Genomic DNA, 19,498 nt, shown 5'->3' with positions numbered 1-19,498 from the left:
CCGTTTCCGATGTGTTGACTTCCACACAGCCGGTCTGTAACTCTTCGAGCGCACTGCGCAAAAAATCGACAAGCGGGCGGAACTTATCGACAACCGCGAATTCCGCCTGCTTGCGGCCACCCCTGCACCGCCCGACGAGAAGGGCCGGCACCGATGTCACCGACGACACGTGCTCGTTCACGCCTAGCCGCGGCACTGCTCGCACTGCCCCTGACCGCGTTGACCCTGGTCTCCCCCGCCACCGCCCTGGGCGCCCCCTCCGCCGCCCTGGCGAGCGACGGCGACCGGAACACCTACTGGCAGGCCGACTCCCTCCCCGCCTCGGTCGGCCTCGACCTCGGCGCGCCGACCAGGATCGACCAGGTCCGGCTGTCGGTGCCCGAGCACTGGGCCGAGCGGCGGCAGACCTTCAGCATCCGGACCAGCCTGGACGGCGAGGGCCTGTCCACGCTCGTGCCGTCCGGCACCCACACCTTCAGCCGGGCCGGCGGCAACCGGGTGACGTTCGACGTCGACCCGACCCTGGTCCGCTTCGTGCAGGTCGAGGTGACCGGCAGCGGCGACGGCGACCGCGCCCGGCTGGCCGAGGTCGAGGTCCGCCGGGTGGTCGACGCCCGAGCCGTGCTGCCCGCCACCTACACCGCGAGCAGCCACAGCGACGTCTACCAGGCGGCCAACGCGGGCGACGGCGACCAGGCCACCTACTGGGAGAGCGCGAACAACGCGTTCCCGCAGTGGTTGCGGGCCGACCTCGGCGCGGCCCTCAAGGTCGACCGCGTGGTGCTGAAGCTGCCCACCGCGAACTGGGGCGCGCGCACGCAGACGCTGGCCGTGCAGCACAGCTCGAACGGCAGCGCGTTCAGCGACCTCGTGCCCTCGGCCCAGTACGCCTTCACCCCGGCCGCGAACAACGCGGTGACCATCCAGTTCACCGCGACCACCACGCGGTACCTGCGGCTGCTGATCACCGGCAACACCGGCTGGCCCGCCGGGCAGGTCTCCGAGTTCGAGGTGCACGGCGCCTCCGGCGGCGACACCCGGGCGCCCACCGCGCCGACGGACCTGGCCTTCACCACGCCGCAGTCCGGCCAGGTCAGGCTGACCTGGTCCGCGTCGAGCGACGACACCGGCGTCACCGCCTACGACGTCTACGCCAACGGCCAACTGCGCACCAGCGTCCCCGGCACCGTGCTCTCCCACACCGACACCCAGCCGGACGGCCTCGCGGTCACCTACCACGTCGTGGCCAGGGACGCGGCGGGCAACCAGTCCCCGCCCAGCGGCAGCGTGACCCGGCCCGGTTCGGGCGGCGGCCGGGACCTTGCGGCCGGCAAGCCGGTCACGGCCGGCTCACACACGCACACCTTCGTCGCCGCCAACGCCAACGACGGCGACGTGACCACCTATTGGGAGGGCGCGACCTACCCGAACACCCTCACCGCGCAGCTCGGCGCCAACGCCGACCTCAGCTCGGTGGTGGTCAAGCTGAACCCGTCGCCCGCGTGGGGCCCGCGCACCCAGAACATCGAGGTGCAGGGCCGCGAGCAGGGCGCCACCGGCTTCACCGGCCTGGTCCCCGCCCGCGACTACGCGTTCAACCCCGCCTCGGGCAACACGGTGACCATCCCGCTGTCCGGGCGCGTCGCGGACGTGCGGCTGCGCATCACCGCCAACAGCGGCGCGCCCGGCGGCCAGGTCGCGGAGCTCCAGGTGTTCGGCGTGGCCGCGCCCAACCCGGACCTGACCGTCACCGGCACCTCGTTCACCCCGGCGAGCCCGGTGGAGGGCGACCCGGTCACGCTGTCGGCCACCGTGCGCAACGCGGGCACGGCGGCGTCCGCGGCCACCGACGTGACGTTCTTCCTCGGCGACCGGTCCGCCGGCACCGCCCAGGTGGGCGCGCTGGCGGCGGGCGCGTCCGCGACCGTCACCGCGAACGTCGGCGCGCGCGTCGCAGGCTCCTACGAGTACACCGCGAAGGTCGACGAGGCGAAGAAGGTCGTCGAGCAGGACGAGGCCAACAACGCCCGCGTGCACCCCTCCCCGCTGGTGATCACCCCGGTGCCCAGCTCGGACCTCGTCGGCACGGTCACCTGGTCGCCCGGCAACCCGTCGAACGGCCAGGACGTCACCTTCACCGCGGTGATCCGCAACGAGGGCAGCTCCGCCTCGGCCGGCGGCGCGCACGGCGTCACGCTCACCCTGCTCAACGCCTCCGGCGGCGTGGTGCGCACGCTGACCGGCAGCCACACCGGAGTGCTCCAGCCCGGCCAGTCGAGTCCGCCGATCGGCCTGGGCACCTGGACCGCCGCCAACGGCAACCACACCGTGCGGGCCCAGGTCGCGGTCGACGCCAACGAGATCCCGTCGCGGCAGGGCAACAACCTGTCCACCCAGCCGCTGTTCGTCGGCCGCGGCGCGAACGTGCCCTGGCAGCACGTCGAGGCCGAGGACGGCGTGGTCGCGGGCGGCGCGCAGAAGATCGGGCCCAACCGCGTCATCGGCGACCTCGCGGGCGAGGCGTCCGGCCGCCGCGCGGTCACGCTGAACAGCACCGGCGCGTCCGTCGAGTTCACCACCGGCGTGGCGACCAACACCCTGGTCACCCGCTTCTCCATCCCCGACGCGCCGGGCGGCGGCGGCATCGACGCCACGCTGAACGTCTACGTCAACGGCACGTTCCACAAGGCGCTCCAGCTGACCTCGCGCCACACCTGGCTCTACGGCAACGAGGCCAGTCCCGGCAACTCCCCGAGCGCCGGCGGGCCCCGGCACATCTACGACGAGGCCAACGTGGTGCTCGACGGCACGTTCCCGGCGGGCACGCGGATCAAGCTCCAGAAGGACGCCGCGAACACCACCAACTACGCCGTCGACTTCGTCAACTTCGAGCACGCCGTGGCGCGGGGCAACCCCGACCCGGCGCGGTACGTCACGCCCACCGGCTTCGGCCACCAGGACGTGCAGAACGCGCTCGACCGGTTCCGCATGGACACCAGCGGCACCCTGCTCGGCGTCTACCTGCCGGCGGGCACCTACACCACCGCGCAGAAGTTCCAGGTGTACGGCAAGCCGGTGCGGGTGATCGGCGCGGGCCCGTGGTTCACCAGGTTCGTCGTGCCGACCACGCAGGAGAACACCGACGCGGGCTTCCGCGCCGAGTCCTCGGTCAACGGCTCGACGTTCAGCGGGTTCTCGTTCTTCGGCAACTACGTGACGCGGATCGACGGGCCCGGCAAGGTGTTCGACTTCGCCAACGTCGCCGACATCACCATCGACGACGTCTGGGCCGAGCACGTGGTGTGCCTCTACTGGGGCGCGAACACCGACCGCATGACCATCGAGGACTCGCGCATCCGCAACACGTTCGCCGACGGCGTCAACATGACCAACGGCAGCACCGACAACCGCGTGCGGAACATCGAGGCGCGCTCGACCGGCGACGACAGCTTCGCGCTGTTCTCCGCCATCGACGCGGGCGGCGCGGACGAGAAGGACAACGTCTACGAGAACCTGACGTCCCTGACGCCGTGGCGGGCGGCGGGCCTGGCGGTGTACGGCGGCTACCTCAACACCTTCCGCAACATCCACGTCGCCGACACGCTCACCTACTCGGGTGTCACGATCAGCTCGCTGGACTTCGGCTACCCGATGAACGGCTTCGGGCCCGAGCCGACCACGTTCAGCGGGATCACCCTGGTCCGCACCGGCGGCCACTTCTGGGGCGCGCAGACGTTCCCGGGCATCTGGATGTTCTCGGCGTCCAAGCCGTTCCGGGGCATCCGGGTCACCGACGTGGACATCGTCGACCCGACCTACAGCGGCATCATGTTCCAGACCAACTACGTGGGCGGGCAGCCGCAGAACCCGGTCCAGGACACCGTGCTGACCGACGTCTCGATCTCCGGGGCGCGGCTCAGCGGTGACGCGTTCCAGGCCAAGTCCGGCATCGGCGTCTGGGTCAACGAGCTGCCGGAGGCGGGCCAGGGGCCGGCGGTCGGCTCGGCGACGTTCCACGACCTGCGGTTGAGCGGCAACAACGAGGACGTCCGCAACCGCACGACCACCTTCACCCTCACCATCAACCCGTGAGCGCGACGACCGCGCCCCCGGTGGCCCGGGCCGCCGGGGGCGCGGTCGCCCTCACCCGTGCAGGCCCAGTTCGACGCTCAGCCGCTCCCACTCTGGCACCTGCTCGGGCCGCAGCACGAAGCCGTAGTACGCGTCGTCGTCCCGCTCCCACCGGACGTAGCGGAGGTCGTGCCGCAGCACCCACCGCGAGAAGTCCTCGATCACGTCCGGGACGTAGGGCGGCGCGTCCTCGCTCCACGCGTACGGCTCGGTCACGCCGTGGGCCTCGGCGAGCGCGGCGGCCTGCGCCACGGCCTCCTGCCCGTCCTTCCAGTCCACGACGAAGGCGAGCCACCAGTCCTCCGGCTCGTCGGGGTGCTGCAACGCCTCGATCAGCGCCTGCCAGCGCGCGACGTGCGTGTCACCCTCCTCCTCGACCTGCAGCGCGAACCCGGCGAGGAATGCCTCCCAGCGCGAGGACCGCCACGGTTCGGGCAGCGGGTCGGCGAGCAGCTCGACCAGGGGCCGGTAGGCCGCCACCGGCGGTGGTGGCGGTGGCGGTGGGGGTGGCGGCGCGGGCGGTGTGGGCGGCCGGCGTCGGAACCAGGAGCGCAGATCCACCCGCGCATCATCCCCGACGAGGCCGCACGACCCCCGTGGCGGCACGGCCTCGGAGATCCACCTCGCTATTCCAGTGCTAGAATACCGGCGTGGACCTGACCCCGGCGGAGCTGACCGTCCTCGGCCTGCTCATCGAGCGGCCCGGCCACGGCTACGACATCGAGCGCGTGGTCGAGGAGCGCGGCATCCGGCAGTGGGCCGACCTCGGTTTCTCGTCGATCTACTACCTGCTCAACAAGTTGCAGGCCAAGGGCTGCGTCGAGTCCGAGCCCGGACCGTCGAGCCGGAGCAGGCGGGTCTACTCGGCCACGGAGCGGGGGCGGCGGGCGGCCGTCGAAGCCGCGGTCGCCGCCATCGGCGACCCCGCACCGCTGCGCCCGCCGCTGCTGGTCGGGCTGGCGAACCTGCCGCTGCTGACCGGGGAGCAGGTCGCGGCGGCGTTCGACGAGCGCCGCCGGCGGCTCGACGAGCGCATCCGGGCCGTCGAGGCCGCCAGGCGGGCGCAGGGGCCGCTGCCGCCGTTCGTGGACTCGATCTTCACCTACTCGTTGAGCCTCCTGGGGGCGGAAAGGCAGTGGCTCGACGAGTCGGGCCCGGCAGGTGCGCGTCGTGACGCAGAAGGTTGACCTCAAGAAGGAGCTGGACTGCTACCGGGCCCGGCACGGCGTGTTCCGCGTCGTCGAGGTGCCGCCGCTGCGGTACCTGGCGGTGGACGGCCGCGGCGACCCGAACACCGGTCCGGAGTACGCCGCCGCGCTCGCCGCGCTCTACCCCGCCGCCTACAAGCTCAAGTTCGCCAGCAAGCGGGAACTCGGCCGGGACTACGTCGTCATGCCGCTGGAGGGCCTGTGGTGGGCGGACGACATGGAGGCGTTCACGTCGCGGCGCGACAAGAGCCGGTGGAGCTGGACGCTCATGATCCTGGTGCCCGACTGGGTGCCGCCGGACCTGGTCGCGGCGGCGACGGAGGAGGCCGGCGCGACCGACCTGGTCGACCTCCGGCCGCTCGACGAGGGCACCTGCGTCCAGACCCTGCACCTCGGCCCCTACGACGACGAGGCCGAGGTCCTCGACCGGATGCACCACGAGTTCATCCCCGGGCACGGCCTGCGCATGACCGGCAGGCACCACGAGATCTACCTCGGCGACCCCCGCCGGGTCGCGCCCGACAAGCTGCGCACGATCCTCCGGCAGCCCGTCGCGGTCGAGGGCTGAACGGCCCCCGGCGGGGTTCGCCGGGGGCCGTCCTCACACCGGGGACCGGGTCAGCCGGAGACCTTGCCCACGCCGGCGCCGCCCTGCACGACCGACTTCACGGTGCTCGCCGAGTCCAGCGAGTAGGAGTACGGGATCGACTTGACGCTGCCGCCCTGGTCGCCCGAACCCGAGTTCACGAAGTGGTTGTTGCGCGCCACCAGGTTGGCGGGGTCGGAGCTGCCCTCGCCGCGGTGGAACGGGTCCTCGGTGTTCTCGAAGTAGTTGCCCTCGACGAGGACGCCCGCCTCCTGCGTCGAGGCGACGCCGTAGGACGTCACCCCGCCGTAGTAGTTGTTGTAGACGTGCACGGGGTTGCCGAAGCGGACCCGCGGGTGGCGCTGGTTGGTGCCGTCGAACCAGTTGTGGTGGTAGCTGACCCGCAGCTTGCCGCGGTCCTCGCCACCGTTGTCGTCGCTGTGGCCCAGCAGCATGGACTTGTCGTGGCTGCTGATCTTGTTCCACGAGATCGTCACGCAGTCGGACGCGCGCTTGACGTCGATCGCGCCGTCGTAGCCGTTGGACAGGCTGTTGTGGTCGATCCAGACGCGCGTCGAGTACTGGACGTTGATCGCGTCGTCCTTCCAGTTCCTGAAGTTCAGGTTCCGGATGATGACGTTGTTGGCCTCCGACACGTTGAGGCCGTGGCCGACGATGGCGGCGCCCGAGCCCACGCCGATGATCGTCTTGTTGGACGCGACCTTCGCCATGCTGGACAGGGTGATGGTGCCGGAGACCCGGATCACCTGCGCGCTGCCGGACTTGGCCGCGTTGATGAACGCGGTCGCGTCGCTGCCGACGTTCACCGTCGCGCCACCGCTGCCTCCGGTGGTGCCGCCGCACTGCGTGGCCCAACCCTCCAGGTTGAACGACGCGGCGTTGGCCGAGGGCGCCACCATCACGGCGGTGGCGACGAGGGCCGTGGCCGCGAGCAGCGCACGGGATGTCTTGCGGGACATTCGGTTTCCTCCATACGACTGTGGATGAAAAGGGAACCGGCGGCGGTCGTTCTGGCGGCGGAGGTCTGGCGGCGGAGGTCTGGCGGCGGTCGCGGTCGGCTACACCGTGCTCACCACCTCTCGATCGTGTGGTCGCGGATGTGCTCGACGTCGAACTCGTCGCCCAGGCCGGGTGAGGTCGACAGGGTGACGAAGCCGTCGTCGTCGAGCGGGTCGGCGATCGCGAGCCGGTGGGGCGGCACGCGGTCGAAGTCGTGCAGCGGGTGCAGCAGGCCGCGCTCGTACCAGCGGCCGTTGTCGGTGCCGCCGAGCACGGCCAGGCTGGCGGAGCCGTCGCCGTGGATCTCGCAGTCCATGTTGAACGCCTCGGCCAGGTGCAGCGCCTTGAGCGTCGGCGAGATGCCGCCCACGTCGGTGGGCCCGGCGCGCAGGATGTCGCACGCGCCGGAGGTCACCCACTCGGCGCGGCTGAGGTGCTTGCCCCACGCCACCTCGGGACCGATGACCGGGATGGACAGCTGCTCCGACAGCCACCGGTAGGAGCTGATCGAGGCCTCCTCCATCGGCTCCTCGAACCAGTAGTAGTCCAGCCGCTCCAGGGCGCGGCCCAGCTCCAGCGCCTCGGTGCGCGAGTACCAGTGGTTGGCGTCGAGCATGAGCGCCACGGTCGGGCCGACGGCCTCGCGCACGGCCTCGCACGCGGCGATGTCGGCCCGCACGTTCGGCGCGCCGGGCACCGGCGGCATCCACGTGTGCAGCTTGATCGCCCGGTACCCGCGCTCGACGAGCTGCTTGGCGAACTCGGCGTAGTCGCCGGGGGTGGACAGGCCGCCGGGGATCTCGTCGCCGCACATGGTGCTGGCGTAGGCGGGCACGCGGGAGCGGGCGCCGCCGATGAGCTTCCACACCGGCAGCTCCGCCCGCTTGCCCACCAGGTCCCACAGCGCGGTGTCGACGTAGCCGAGGGCGCGGTCGGTGAACCGGCCGTGGGAGCCGCGCTGCTTGCGGGCCATCTTGCGCCACAGCAGCTCGCGGTCCCACGGGTCGGCGCCGATCAGCACCGGCTTGACGATCGACTCCAGCACGGCGGGCCGCAGCTGGTCGGGGTGCGCCTGCACGCGGCCCACGACGCCGTCGGAGTCGGTGATCTCCAGCACGGCCTCGCGAACCTCGTGCTCGGCGCTCGGGTGCCGGTGCCCGTGCGGGTCCACCGCCGTCCACGCGGTGGTCGTGAACACCGACACCTCGACGCGCTCGATCAATTCCGGTCCTCCCACTCCTTCTGGGCGGCGGTCAGCTTCTCGGCGATGCCGTTGAGGAAGTCCTGCGCGGACAGCTCGCCCAGCAGCACCTTCTGGTACAGCGGCTCGCTGTCCGCCTTGGTGATCGACGAGTACTGCGGCAGGTACACCGGGGCGGGCACGAGGATCGTGGCCGGGTCCTCCAGGACGCCGAGCGCCATCTTCACGTGGGCGCTCTCGTCGATCCACGCCGCGCTGCGCACGTCGGTGTTCGCCGGGATCTGGCCGACCTTCTCGTTCCAGTAGCTGTTGGACTCCGCGGAGGTCAGGAACTCGGCGAACTTCCACGCCGCGTCCTGGTTCTCGCTGTTGTTGAACACCGCGAAACCGTCGGTCGGGTTCGGCACGACGGTCCGCTTGCCGCTGGGGCCGACCGGCAGCGGGATCGCGGCGACCTTGTCGCCGAGAGCCTTGCTCACGTCGCTGTAGGAGCCCAGGTTGTGGTGCATCATGGCGACCGAGCCGCCGGTGAACTGGGCGATCATCTGGGTGAAGCTGTTGTTGATGTCGGCCTCGGGCGTGGCCTTCTTGTAGAGGTCGGCGATCTTGCCGACCAGCTCGGCGTTGGCGCTGTCGCCCAGCGTGCTCCGGCCGCCCTCGAAGAAGCTGTCCACGCCGGAGTACGCGTACGCCTCGGTGATCAGCTGGAACACGGAGCCGGCGCCGCCGCGGATGGTGTAGCCGTACTTGTTCGCGCCCGCGTCGGTGAGCTTCGTGGCGGCCGTGATGAACTCGTCCCAGGTCTTCGGCGGCTCCAGGCCCGCGTCCTTGAACCAGTCGGTGCGGTACCAGATGATGTCCAGGTTGGCCGACGACGGGACGATGTACAGCTTGCCGTCCGGCGCGGTCTGGCGGACGGTCTCCACCAGCGAGGGCAGCAGCTTGTCCTTCAGCGGACCGCCGTTGATGCGGTCGTCGAGCGGCGCCAGGGCCCCCTGGCCGATCAGGTGCGCGAGGTACGAGGTGGTCACGCCGCCCACGTCGGGCGTCTCGCCGCCGGCGATGGCGGTGTCGTACTTCTGCTGCACCGACGCGCTGGGGATGCCGACGTACTCGACCTTGATGTCCGGGTTCGCGGACTCGAAGCGCGAGATCAGCTCCTTGTAGATCGGCTCGCGGGCGGGCCCTCCGTTGTTGTCCCAGAACGTGATGGTGACCTTGCCGTCACCTCCCGAGTCCCCGGACCCGCAGGCGGTCAGCGCCAGCGCGGCGGCGGCCACGGCGACCAGCAGTTTCCTCATGATGCTCCTATCCCTTGACAGCCCCGGCGCTGAGCCCCTGCACCAGGAACCGCTGCACGACGGCGAAAACCAGGACCACCGGAACGGCCGCGACCACGCCGCCGGCGGCGAGCGCACCGAAGTCGGTGTTGAACTCACCCAACGTGTAGCTCAGGCCGACCGGCAGGGTGAACTTGTCCTGCCTGGTCGCGAACATCAGCGCGAACAGGAAGTTGTTCCAGGCGCCGATGAACGCGAACGACCCGACCGCCACGAGGGCGGGTTTGAGCTGCGGCAGGACGACGGCGAAGAACGCGCGCAGGCGCGAGCAGCCGTCCACCATCGCCGCCTCTTCGAGCTCCACGGAGATGTTGCGGATGAAGCCGGCCATCAGGATCAGCGACAGCGGCAGCTGGAACGCCACCTCCGCGATGACCAGGCCGGTGATGCTGTTGAGCAGCCCGAGGCCCTTGAAGATCACGAACAGCGGGATCAGCATCATCGCGCCGGGGATGAACTGGCTGCACAGCATGGCCAGCAGGAAGACCTTCTGGCCGCGGAACTTGAACCGCGCCAGCGCGTACCCGCCCATCACCGACAGCAGCGTCACGAACACGAGCACCCCGAGGCCCATGACCACGCTGTTGTAGAAGAACACGCCGAACCCGATGTCGTTCCACACCGTGTCGAAGTGCTCGAACGAGATCGGCCACGGCACGAGCTGCGTCGAGCCGGTCGGCCGCACCGCGAACACCAGCATCCAGTAGAACGGGACGAGGGTGAACAGCAGGTAGAGCGCCAGCGGCAGGTGGATCATCCACCGCTTGCCGGGCTCCTCGGCCACGGGTCGCGAGCGCCGCTTGACCGGCGGCCTGCGATGCGTGGTGTCGACGACCTCCCGCACCAGGGTGTCGGTCTTGCCCAGGGTCTCGGTCATGCACGGCTCCCGAACTTCGACACGCGCAGGTACAGGATCGAGAAGAACAGCAGGATGAGGAACCCGGCGACGGTGAGCGCCGAGCCGTACCCGAAGTTGTGCGAGTCGACGGCCTGCCGCGCCACGTACAGCGGCAGGGTGGTGGTCTGGTTGGCGGGTCCGCCGCCGGTCAGGGTGTAGATGAGGTCCACGTTGTTGAACTCCCACACCGCCCGCAGCAGGGTGGACAGGATGATCGCGTCCTTGAGGTGCGGCAGGGTGACGCTGGTGAAGCGCCGCCACCGGTTCGCGCCGTCCACCGACGCCGCCTCGTAGAGGTCCTTGGGGATGCTCTGGAGGTCGGCGAGCAGCAGGATCGCGAAGAACGGCACGCCGCGCCACAGCTCGGTCACCACCAGGGCGTCGAACACGGTGTCCGGGTTGCCGAGCACCGAGGTGCCCGGCGAGCCGATGCCCCACTCCGAGAGCACCTGGAAGATGCCGGTGGACGGGTTGAGCAGCAGGATCCAGATGCCCGTGGTGAGCACGCCCGAGACCGCCCACGGGGAGAACACCAGCGCCCGCGCGACGCCCCGGCCGACGAACGTCTCGTTCACGATCAGCGCGAGGACCAGGCCGAGCAGGAGTTGGAGCCCGACCTCGACGAACACCCACTTGGCGCTGAACGCGAGGCTCTGCCAGAACAGCGGGTCGTCGAACAGCATCTGCTTGAAGTTGTCCAGCCCGGCGAAGCCGTTCTTCCAGGGCTGGGTCACGTTGTAGCGCTGGAGGCTGTAGTAGACGACGCTGCCGATCGGGTAGACCAGGAAGACCGCCATGAGCAGCAGCGTCGGTGCGATGAGCGCGTAGGGCGCCCACGTGCGAGTCCTCATGCGGGGATCCAGTCGCCGAGGTACGCGCGGACGGTGTGCTGCCCGGCCTGCTCGGCGGTGAGCTGCGGCCGGTCCGCGCCCGTGCCCGCGCCCGGACCGGAGTTGCGGTACTCCGCGAACCGGGCCTCGCGCCACGGGAAGCCGGACATGTCGGTCCACGGCGCGGCCTTGATCGCGGCGGGCAGCCTGGTGTCGCGGATGACGACGGAGCCGACGGCGTCCGGGTCGCCACCGGGGTGCCACGGGCGGCCCAGGTAGTAGGAGCCGGCGGGGGCGTCGCTGGTGATGGTCGAGTTCACGATGAGGAAGCCGCGGGGGTTGTCGCGACGGGTGCTGGCGGCGGTGACGTACCCGGCGGGCTCGCCGTCGCGGTGCAGGGCGTGGATCTTGACCTGGTCGAACACGGCGGTGGCGCGGCCGAAGACGAAGTCGACGTCGCCGACGATCTCGCCGCCCCGGTAGTACTGGCGGGCGCGGGTGCCCGCGGACCTGGTGTCGGCGTACAGGGTGTCCTGGTGGCCGAGGAAGCGGACGCGGTCGTAGTACTGCCGGTCGCCGGTGGCCTTGACCGCGACCGCCTGGGTGGCGGTGATCCCCGGGTGCGCGGCGCGGTCGAAGGAGTTGCTGAAGGTCAGGTCGCGCGCGGTGAAGCCGTCGGCCTCGATGGTGGCCGTGGCCGAGCCCGTGGTGCCGTAGGTGGTGCCGTCGGGCTTGGTGGTGCCGCTGGCGTTGTCGTAGTCGATGACGACGTCGCGGGCGGTGCCGGTGGAGCCCTTGAGGGTGAGGTCCCGCTTGGTGGCGGGGACCTTGATCACCTCGCGGTAGACGCCCTTGCCGATGGTGATGGTGGTGCCGGGGGGCGCGGCGTCGATCGCGGCCTGCACGGTGTCGAAGTCGGTGCCCTTGGCGACGTGGTAGCGCTCGCGCTGGAGCGCACCCGCCTTGAGGTTCTTGACCCGGTGCGCGGGCTCCAGGCCCCGGTTCAGCGTGGGCGTCCACCCGGCGTCACCGGACAGCGCCGCGGTCGGGTTGGCCGCGTTGAAGGCGTCGAGCACGTCGACCGGCCGGCCGTCGACGAGGGTGCCGGTCTCGGTGATGGCCGTGCCGCCCCAGTTGTGGATGAGGTCTTCGACGGAGCCGCCGTTGCCGAGCTTGACGTAGTTGTTCTCCACGTGGAGCGCGGACCGCACGCCCACGCCCCAGGCGTAGACGAACGTGGGTCCGGGCTCGTACAGGTTGTTGTAGACGTGGACCTGGCCGAAGCGCACGCGCGGCAGGCGCTCCTCGACGTTGCGGAACACGTTGTGGTGCACGGTGACGCGCAGCTTGCCCGGGTCGGTGGTCGAGGTGTTCGACGAGCCGATGAGCATCGTCTTGCCGTGGTCCTCGAACAGGTTGTACGACGCGGTGACCAGGTCGGTGCCGCTGGTCATGTCCAGCGAGCCGTCGTGCTGCTGGTACGGGCGGCCGAAGTAGGTCGGCGCGGCGCTGTCCGGGTGCGGCTGGTCGGTGAAGGTGTTGTGGTCGACCCACACGTTCGTGGCGCGCTGGAGGGACACCGCGTCGTAGGCGGAGTTCCAGTTGCCCTCCGCGCCGTCGGTCGGGTCCCACTGCGGGAAGCAGTCCCGGGTGTCGCGGAAGGTGAGGTTGCGGATGATCACGTTGCTCGCGTTGTGCACGCGCAGGCTGGCGCCCGTGATGCCCGCGCCGCGCCCGTCTCCGACGATCGTGGTGTCGCTCCCCACGGGGAGGCCGATCGCCGCCAGTTGCCGCTGCGCGGACGCGGCGCGGGCATCTTCCAGCGGGCCGCTGGGTTCGCTGTCGCGCCCCCAGACGGCCGGGTCGTATGCCGCCAAATAGGCGGGCAGCGTGTATCCGCCGGTCGCGTAAGAAGAGCAGTCCTGGCGGAGGTCGATGACGCCGCGGACTTTGATCAGGCGTGGCGCGGGGGCCGCCAGCGCGGCGCGCAATTCCGCGGCCGTGCGCACCACGTGCTCGGTCGTCGCTTTCGACCCACCGGTGGTCCCGGTGCCGCTCGACGCCCAGCCGTCGCCGGGCTCCAAAACCTGTCTGCCCAGGTCATGACCTGCTTGCGCGGGTGCGGCGACCAGCGCGCCCAGGGCGCACGCGAGCACGAGCGCAGAACCGATAATCCGCATGTCGAGGGGCCTTCCCCGGCGAGTTCGTTCATATCCGTGAACGCTTTCCAGAAGTGCGAACAGAGTATTACGAAAATGTTCGGCGCACGTCAACGACGCAATCCGGTTCGACGGGCGTTCGACGGACTGTTTCGACGAATCGTCGAAATCGAGTCGAATTCGACGGGCCCGGGACGTCCGGGGAGGTCAGGCGGCCGGCGCGAACGCCGCGATCCGGCCGGCCAGCTCGCGGGCGCGGGCGTCGCCGCGGTACCGCCCGGCCAGCCTCCCGACGGGGCGCAGCTGGTCCGCCACCCTGGTCGACTCGACCTCGCCCGCGAGCGCCAGCGCGCGCTCGCCGGTCTCGGCGGCGCGCTCGAAGTCGTTGTCCACCAGGTGGTTCGCGGTGAGCGCGATGAGGCTCAGCGCGCGGCTGCGGTCCATGCCCTCCGGGTAGGCGGCCACCGCGGAGGTCAGCGCGGGGATGGCCGACGCGGCGTGGGCCGGGTCGACCGTGCGGGCCAACCCGGTGTGCACCAGGCCGTTGATCGCGCCCAGGTCCGTCTCGTCGAAGAAGCGCGCCCAGCCGGGCACGGCGGTCGCGGTGGTCGCGGCGAACGCCTCGTGCGCCTGCCCGAGCCGCCGCAGCGCCTCGGCGCGCTCGCCCCGGCAGGCCAGCGCCCACGCCTGGTTCGCCCGCAGGATCGCGGTGGCGTGCGAGGACCCGGCCCGGCGCGCGGACACCAGGCCGCGGCCGAAGCAGCTCAACGCCTCCCCCACCGCGCCGCGGTGCAGGCGCAGCCGGCCCACCCGGTAGTGGATGTTGGCGACCAGGTCCTCGTGGCCCGCCTCGGCGGCCAGCCGCTCCGCCTGGCCCCAGTGGCGCAGCGCGGCCCGGTCCAGCCCGGTGTCGAAGCACGCCCACGCGGCCAGGTTGTGCACGTCGGCCAGCGCCACCAGCAGCCTGCGGCGCACCGCGTCGGTCGCCGCGGCGGCGCACAGCCGCCCGCTCCACGCGGCCACGACGATCGCCGCGTCCCGGCACGCGCCGCCGCCCTGGCGGTAGTCCACCTCGCGCAGCCTCCGGGTCTCCTCCTCCACCTCCACGACGTCGGCGACGCCGATCCGCGCCGGCACGTGTCCGCGATCCGCCATGGCACACCTCGCGAGTCGGGTCGGGGAGCCCGGGGCGGGCCACCGGTGGACGGCTCCAGGGTTACCCGGGCGCGCACCCCCGGTACGCCGCCGTCCGCCGGTACCACCCGCAGGCACCCGCGCGGGCACCCCAATGGCCCCGTGCGCCGGGGGTCGCGCCCACCGCACACTGGGGTCCGCGACGACCCGTGCCGGGAGGCTCACGTGACACCGCCGACCCCCGTGACGCCACCGGGCGCCGCCCACCGCCCGACCCCGCCGCGGTGGTAGGCGGGGCGACGGCGGCGGTGGAGCGGCTCGTCGCCCGGTGGGCCGCCGCCGACGCCGCGGGCGCGGGCCGCCTGTTCGCCGACCGGGTGCGCTGGTGGGCGGCGCCGGTGCCGGGCGCGCCGTGGCCGACCGTGGTGCGCTCGCCGCGCGAGGTCGAGGCGTTCTTCCTGGCGTTCCTCGGCGCGTTCGAGCCGACCCGCGTGACCACCGGGCTCCTGGTCGCCGCGGGCCCGGACGCCGTGCTGACCGGGCGCCTGCACGCGCGGGTGCACGTGAGCGGCGCGGCGCGGGCCTTCCACTTCGCCCTCGCGGTGTCCGTCCGGGGCGGCCTGATCAGCGACTTCCGCTGGTACGCCGACACGTTGGAGCTGGCCCGCGCCCTCGGCACGGCCGGTGTTCCGCCGGTATCACCGGATTGGCCGCACGGATCGGTGCCAGGATGACGATCGCGACCGATCGTCGACGAGAGGTGCCGCCGTGCCGGATGAACCCCGACCGATCAGCGACCTCCTGCCGGAGCTGCGCCGCGGGCGCGGGTTGACCCAGCACGACCTGGCGTCACGGCTCCACGCGGCGTCCGGCAACGCGAGCGTCACCCGCGAGGAGGTGTCCCGGTGGGAGCGCGGCAAGCGCATCCCGGGCCCGTACTGGCGGGCCTGGCTCGGTCGGGTGCTCGACACGCCGGCGCGCGAGCTGGAGCGCGCGGCGGCGGTCGCCCGGTGGACCCGCAGACGGCGGTGACGACCCGCGACGAGCTGTTGGCGGCCGCGGCCGCGGTGTTCGAGCGCGACGGGTACGTGCGGGCGACCGTCGACGACGTGTGCCTCCGCGCCGGTGTCACCAAAGGCGCGCTGTACGGCCACTTCAGCTCGAAGAAGGCGCTCGCGGTGGCGTTGGTGGAGCAGCACGCCCGGGAGTGGGCGCGGGCGCGCGAACGGCTCCAGCGCGTCCACCGCAGCCCGTTGCAGGTGCTGGTGGACCTCGGCTACGCGGCGGACGACCCGGTGGTGCGGCGGCTGGTGTTCCAGTCGCCGGTGTCGGGGGAGGTGGCCGAGCGGCAGCTCGCGCGGTGGCGGTCGACCGCGCACGACCTGCTGCGCGGCGCGGCGGCGCGCGGCGAGCTGCGCGAGGACGGCGACCTGTCGTCGTTGGCGGAGGGCCTGGTGGCCGAGCTGGTGGGCGCGCACCTGCTGGGGATGGCGGTGGACGCGGCTGACGCGGTGGCCCTGGGCCTGGCGCGGGTCTGGCGCTCCTGGCTGCCCGCCGTGGTGCGGCCGGAGGTGTGGGCGGGGTTGCGGGTCGATCCACCTCGTTGACCTCGAGTACCCACCTGACTACTCTGTGTCATCAGGACTCGACGCCGTGGAGGACCCGCGTGAACGATCCGACCAGGGGAGCCCGCACCAGGGCCGCCCTGGTCGCCGCGAGCATCGAGCTGTTCGACCGCCACGGCTACGAGGCCACGTCGCTGGAGGCCGTCTGCCGGCGCGTCTCGGTGACGAAGGGCGCGCTGTACCGGCACTTCCCGTCCAAGCAGGCGCTCGCGGTCGCCGTGGTCGAGGAGTACTTCCGCCGCTGGCACGACGTGCGCGCCGAGCTGGAGGACGGCGGCGCCGGGCCGCTGCGCACGCTGGTCGCCCTGGTCGAGCGGATGGGCCTGCTGGTGCACGAGGACCGGACCGTGCGGGTCGGCGTGCGGCTGCTCTACACCAGCGAGCTGTTCGACCTGGTGGCGGGCGTGCACCTCGCCTGCCTCACGGCCGTGGTGCGCGACCTGCTCCACCGCGCCGCGGCGGCGGGCGAGGTCGTGGCGGAGGCGGACGTGCGCGAGGAGGCCGAGGCGTTCACCTCGGCCGTGGTCGGGGCGCACGTGGTCTCGGTGCCCTCCGCGCGGACGGACCGGCCGGCCTCGATGCGGGGTCGAAGTAGCGGCGGGTGGGCCGTGCCGGCGGCGCGGCCCCAGTGGGCCCCGGCCGCCGGTCGGGCGGACCCGGCGGCGGCGCGGTCCGGGTGACCGGCGGGCGGCCCTAACCGCGCGCGGCCCGCCACTCCCCCACCACGTGCTCCACGTCGAACGGCATCAGGTTCAGCGGCGGACCCGACCGGGGCTTGCGGATCGCGTCCTCGATCTTCGCGTTGATCTCCGCCAGGACCCGCCGCACCTCGGCCTCCGACGAGGCCCGCCCGGCCGCCTCCCGCGCCGCCGCAGCCTCCTTGCGCAGCAGCAGCGTGGGCGGCAGGGCGGTGCCCTCCTCGCGGCGCAGCTTCTCCTTCACCCACCACAGCTCGTCGTGCGGCCCCTGGAGGCCCTCCAGCGGCTTGCCCGCGCCCGGCAGGTCGTCGAACTCGCCGCGCTCCTGCGCCTCGCGGATCTGCCGCTCGATCCAGCTCTCGAAGCCCACACCGGCGGGTTTGCGCTCCGTCATGCTCCCACCCCCTGCCCCCAGGCTACCGGGAGCGGGGGCTCACACCTCGGGCGCGGACAGCAGCTCGCGCACCTCGATCGGCTGGCCGAGCGGCACGCCGTTCGGGCCGGGCGCGGCGGACGCCTTCGCCGCGATCTCCAGCGCGCGCTCCGGCGTGGTGTCGACCAGCCAGTAGCCCGCCACCAGGTCCTTGGACTCCGCGAACGGCCCGTCGGTGACGACGGGCTCGCCGGAGCCGGTGTGGACGACCCGCTTGGCCAGCTCGGGACCCGACAGGCCCTGCGCGTCGACCAGCTCGCCGGTGCCCGCCAGCGCCGCGCCGAAGTCCTGCTGGAACCTGATGTGCGCCGCGACGTCCTCGGGCGCCCACTGGTCCATCGGGGTGTCGCAGGTGGCGGTGGGGCCGTAGTTCATCAGCAGCAGGAACTTCGCCATGTCGGGCTCCTCGGTGCGGTGCGCGTCCAGCTCGACGCTCTCACCCCTGGGACGGAGCCGGTCGCGGGTTCTCTACACGACCCTGCTGTGACCCGTGTCACTCCGCAGTCGTCCGGGCGGCCACGCCGGGGATCCGCTCGGCGAGGAAGTCGGAGCGCGTGAAGATCGGGGCGGCGGCGGTGGTCCACACCCGGCGCCGCACCTCCTCGGCCACGCCCACCTCGCCGGTCCGCTTGTCGGTGTAAGGCGCCGGACCGGTCACGACCTCCGGATAGACCACCGTGCCGCGCTTGAAGCGCGGGTCGTAGTCGTTCCAGTTGACCCCGTGCTCCGACCACAGCATGTCCTGCAGCTCCCCCGAGGACCTGCCGTGCAGCCGCGCGTGGTCGAAGTGGGCCTGCGCCGCCATGGAGATGCTGTTGCGGGTGGCGTCCTGCTGCCGCCACACCAGGTAGTCCACCACCTCCGCCGGGTCGGGGATGGTGAACGCGCGGGAGTCGAAGAACGCCAACCGCCCCGGCCGCAGCTCGTTGAACCTCGCCGTGAACAGGGACGCGGACACGCTGACGACCTTCTGGAGGTTGCCGTCGAACCACGCCTCGGTCCGCGGGGTGTCGAAGTCGGTGAGGACGAGGCTGATCTCGTCGGACTGGGCGTAGGCGAGCTTGGCGCCGGAGACCTGCTCGCACAGGAAGCGGGCGGCGGTGGCCATGTCGTCCAGCAGGCCCTCGTCGTACGGGCGGGCCAGGTCCCGGGTGTAGGTGTGGAACGCCTTCCCGTCGAGCCGGATCACGGTGTAGGTGCGGCGGGGCAGGTGATGGCGCGCCCGGTGCTCGTAGGACGACTTCATGCGGTCGCCCAGCGGATCCCTGGAAGGCATGCCGCCATCCTCCCAAGGCCGCGCCACCGCTTTTCCGCGCGCGAGGGGGTGCCGGCCGAGGTGGCCGGCACCTCCTGCGCGGTTCAGCCCAGCGCGCAGGTCGGCGCGGGGTTCCAGCCGGTCGGGTCACCGGTATGCCCCCTGTCCCCCGGCTACCGGGCGCAGGGGCGGTCGCGGACCGCGCCGACGGGGAGGGCCGCCGCTTCGACGGCGGTGAAGTCACGGTCCTGCAGGGCGCACAGCCGGCGCACCTCCCCGGCCGGGTCCAGCGGCAGCGAGCGGAAGTCGCGCAGCACCACCCACTCGTCCTGGCCGCCGAAGGAGACGTGGTGCAGCCGGTCGCCCACCACGCGGTAGTGGCCGCTCTTCGTGCCGTCGTGGTCGAACTGGCCGACCAGCCGGGCGTCGCGCCACAGCTGAACGCCGTTCACCGCCCCCACCACCAGGGTGTCGTCGCGGAAGCCCACGGGTTCGACCCCGCCACCGGGGAACGACCACGACCTCGTGCCGCGCGCCACGTCCCAGACCTCCACCTCGCCGGCCGACGTGGTCACGGCCAGGCGGGCGCCCGCCTGGTCGAACACCGCCGTCGACGGGCCCGCCGCGGGCACCCGGCCCACCCGGCGGCCGTCGCGGGCGTCGCGCAGCTCGACGCCAGCCGCGTTCCGCACGGCCACCTGCCCCGGGTGGCCCGGGCGAACGTAGAGCTGGTCCTGCACCGACGGGGCCGGCACCTCGAACGACGAGGTCGGCGCGCCGTCCAGGGGGACGACGGTCACCCGACTCCCGTGCAGCGCGGCCACCGCCCGGTCGGACAGCGGGACGAGCGACCGGTGCTCCGCCGGCAGCGCCAGGACGCGGGCCGCCCGCGGGTCGGACACCTCGGCCACCGGGTGCACGTGCAGCCCGCCCGGTGAGGCGACCAGGACCCGGCGGCCGTCCGGGGTGAACCCCTCCCT

At 72.1% G+C, this 19,498-nt stretch carries 20 protein-coding genes; 7 read left to right on the top strand and 13 right to left on the bottom strand.

Annotated elements, in window-relative coordinates:
• The coding region (locus tag ACFV4N_RS25110; RefSeq protein WP_499675042.1) for a hypothetical protein at positions 1-181 on the bottom strand (181 nt) is incomplete at its 3' end.
• Between the two features lie 38 nt (positions 182-219).
• On the opposite strand from ACFV4N_RS25110, the gene ACFV4N_RS25105 reads away from it, so the two are divergent.
• Positions 220-4,092 (top strand): galactose-binding domain-containing protein, encoded by a 3,873-nt coding sequence (locus ACFV4N_RS25105; RefSeq protein WP_499675041.1) that lies wholly within the window; start codon positions 220-222, stop codon positions 4,090-4,092.
• 51 nt (positions 4,093-4,143) lie between these two features.
• Here ACFV4N_RS25105 and ACFV4N_RS25100 read toward each other — a convergent pair whose 3' ends face one another.
• A complete protein-coding gene (locus tag ACFV4N_RS25100) occupies positions 4,144-4,692 on the bottom strand; it encodes a DUF6630 family protein (protein WP_499675040.1) in 549 nt (182 codons plus the stop codon).
• Positions 4,693-4,781: 89 nt separating this feature from the next.
• Between ACFV4N_RS25100 and ACFV4N_RS25095 the strand changes: the two genes are divergently transcribed.
• Both ACFV4N_RS25095 and ACFV4N_RS25090 read left to right on the top strand, forming a co-directional pair.
• Positions 4,782-5,318, top strand: coding sequence for a PadR family transcriptional regulator (locus ACFV4N_RS25095; protein WP_499675039.1), 537 nt, complete (start codon positions 4,782-4,784; stop codon positions 5,316-5,318).
• Positions 5,302-5,907, top strand: coding sequence for a GyrI-like domain-containing protein (locus ACFV4N_RS25090; RefSeq protein WP_499675038.1), 606 nt, complete (start codon positions 5,302-5,304; stop codon positions 5,905-5,907). Before ACFV4N_RS25095 ends, ACFV4N_RS25090 begins: the two co-directional genes overlap by 17 nt.
• Before the next feature lie 50 nt (positions 5,908-5,957).
• On the opposite strand, the gene ACFV4N_RS25085 is transcribed toward ACFV4N_RS25090, so the two are convergent.
• From ACFV4N_RS25085 to ACFV4N_RS25055, 7 genes are all read right to left on the bottom strand, one after another.
• Positions 5,958-6,905 (bottom strand): pectate lyase family protein, encoded by a 948-nt coding sequence (locus ACFV4N_RS25085; protein ID WP_499675037.1) that lies wholly within the window; start codon positions 6,903-6,905, stop codon positions 5,958-5,960.
• 110 nt (positions 6,906-7,015) lie between these two features.
• Entirely contained in the window at positions 7,016-8,167 is a 1,152-nt protein-coding gene (locus ACFV4N_RS25080) for an enolase C-terminal domain-like protein (protein ID WP_499675036.1), read from the bottom strand.
• Complete coding sequence (locus ACFV4N_RS25075) at positions 8,164-9,447, bottom strand: ABC transporter substrate-binding protein (RefSeq protein WP_499675035.1); 1,284 nt, start codon at positions 9,445-9,447, stop codon at positions 8,164-8,166. Before ACFV4N_RS25075 ends, ACFV4N_RS25080 begins: the two co-directional genes overlap by 4 nt.
• Positions 9,448-9,454: 7 nt before the next feature.
• A complete protein-coding gene (locus ACFV4N_RS25070) occupies positions 9,455-10,363 on the bottom strand; it encodes a carbohydrate ABC transporter permease (protein WP_499675034.1) in 909 nt (302 codons plus the stop codon).
• Entirely contained in the window at positions 10,360-11,235 is an 876-nt protein-coding gene (locus ACFV4N_RS25065) for a carbohydrate ABC transporter permease (protein WP_499675033.1), read from the bottom strand. The genes ACFV4N_RS25070 and ACFV4N_RS25065 overlap by 4 nt, the downstream gene beginning before the upstream one ends.
• Positions 11,232-13,394: a pectinesterase family protein gene (locus tag ACFV4N_RS25060; protein ID WP_499675032.1), complete on the bottom strand. Its 2,163-nt coding sequence runs from the start codon at positions 13,392-13,394 to the stop codon at positions 11,232-11,234. The genes ACFV4N_RS25065 and ACFV4N_RS25060 overlap by 4 nt, the downstream gene beginning before the upstream one ends.
• 186 nt (positions 13,395-13,580) lie before the next feature.
• On the bottom strand, positions 13,581-14,732 hold the full coding sequence (locus ACFV4N_RS25055; protein WP_499675031.1) for an NsdA family TPR-like regulatory protein: 1,152 nt from the start codon (positions 14,730-14,732) through the stop codon (positions 13,581-13,583).
• Positions 14,733-14,791: 59 nt separating this feature from the next.
• Between ACFV4N_RS25055 and ACFV4N_RS25050 the strand changes: the two genes are divergently transcribed.
• Genes ACFV4N_RS25050 through ACFV4N_RS25035 form a run of 4 tightly spaced genes read left to right on the top strand, consistent with a single transcriptional unit; the run spans position 14,792 to position 16,812 of the window.
• Positions 14,792-15,241, top strand: a complete 450-nt coding sequence (locus ACFV4N_RS25050; RefSeq protein ID WP_499675030.1) for a nuclear transport factor 2 family protein — start codon at positions 14,792-14,794, stop codon at positions 15,239-15,241.
• Between the two features lie 34 nt (positions 15,242-15,275).
• Positions 15,276-15,539, top strand: a complete 264-nt coding sequence (locus tag ACFV4N_RS25045) for a helix-turn-helix domain-containing protein (protein ID WP_344035596.1) — start codon at positions 15,276-15,278, stop codon at positions 15,537-15,539.
• Entirely contained in the window at positions 15,518-16,114 is a 597-nt protein-coding gene (locus tag ACFV4N_RS25040; RefSeq protein ID WP_499675029.1) for a TetR family transcriptional regulator, read from the top strand. The genes ACFV4N_RS25045 and ACFV4N_RS25040 overlap by 22 nt, the downstream gene beginning before the upstream one ends.
• Positions 16,115-16,173: 59 nt before the next feature.
• Positions 16,174-16,812 carry a TetR family transcriptional regulator gene (locus ACFV4N_RS25035; protein ID WP_499675028.1) on the top strand — a complete coding sequence of 213 codons (639 nt, stop codon included), beginning with the start codon at positions 16,174-16,176 and terminating at the stop codon, positions 16,810-16,812.
• A 13-nt stretch (positions 16,813-16,825) separates the two neighbouring features.
• Here ACFV4N_RS25035 and ACFV4N_RS25030 read toward each other — a convergent pair whose 3' ends face one another.
• From ACFV4N_RS25030 to ACFV4N_RS25015, 4 genes are all read right to left on the bottom strand, one after another.
• On the bottom strand, positions 16,826-17,224 hold the full coding sequence (locus ACFV4N_RS25030; RefSeq protein ID WP_499675027.1) for a DnaJ family domain-containing protein: 399 nt from the start codon (positions 17,222-17,224) through the stop codon (positions 16,826-16,828).
• A 39-nt stretch (positions 17,225-17,263) separates the two neighbouring features.
• Positions 17,264-17,659 carry a YciI family protein gene (locus tag ACFV4N_RS25025; RefSeq protein ID WP_499675026.1) on the bottom strand — a complete coding sequence of 132 codons (396 nt, stop codon included), beginning with the start codon at positions 17,657-17,659 and terminating at the stop codon, positions 17,264-17,266.
• A gap of 97 nt (positions 17,660-17,756) precedes the next feature.
• Positions 17,757-18,539, bottom strand: a complete 783-nt coding sequence (locus ACFV4N_RS25020) for a tRNA(His) guanylyltransferase Thg1 family protein (protein WP_499675025.1) — start codon at positions 18,537-18,539, stop codon at positions 17,757-17,759.
• 152 nt (positions 18,540-18,691) lie between these two features.
• On the bottom strand, positions 18,692-19,498 hold an 807-nt coding region (locus tag ACFV4N_RS25015; protein WP_499675024.1), incomplete at its 5' end, for a hypothetical protein.

It is taken from the genome of Actinosynnema sp. NPDC059797 (assembly GCF_042732085.1).
Lineage (GTDB): Bacteria > Actinomycetota > Actinomycetes > Mycobacteriales > Pseudonocardiaceae > Actinosynnema.
Note: the sequence above shows the minus strand (reverse complement) of the source record. Positions and strands in the feature narration are given on the sequence as shown.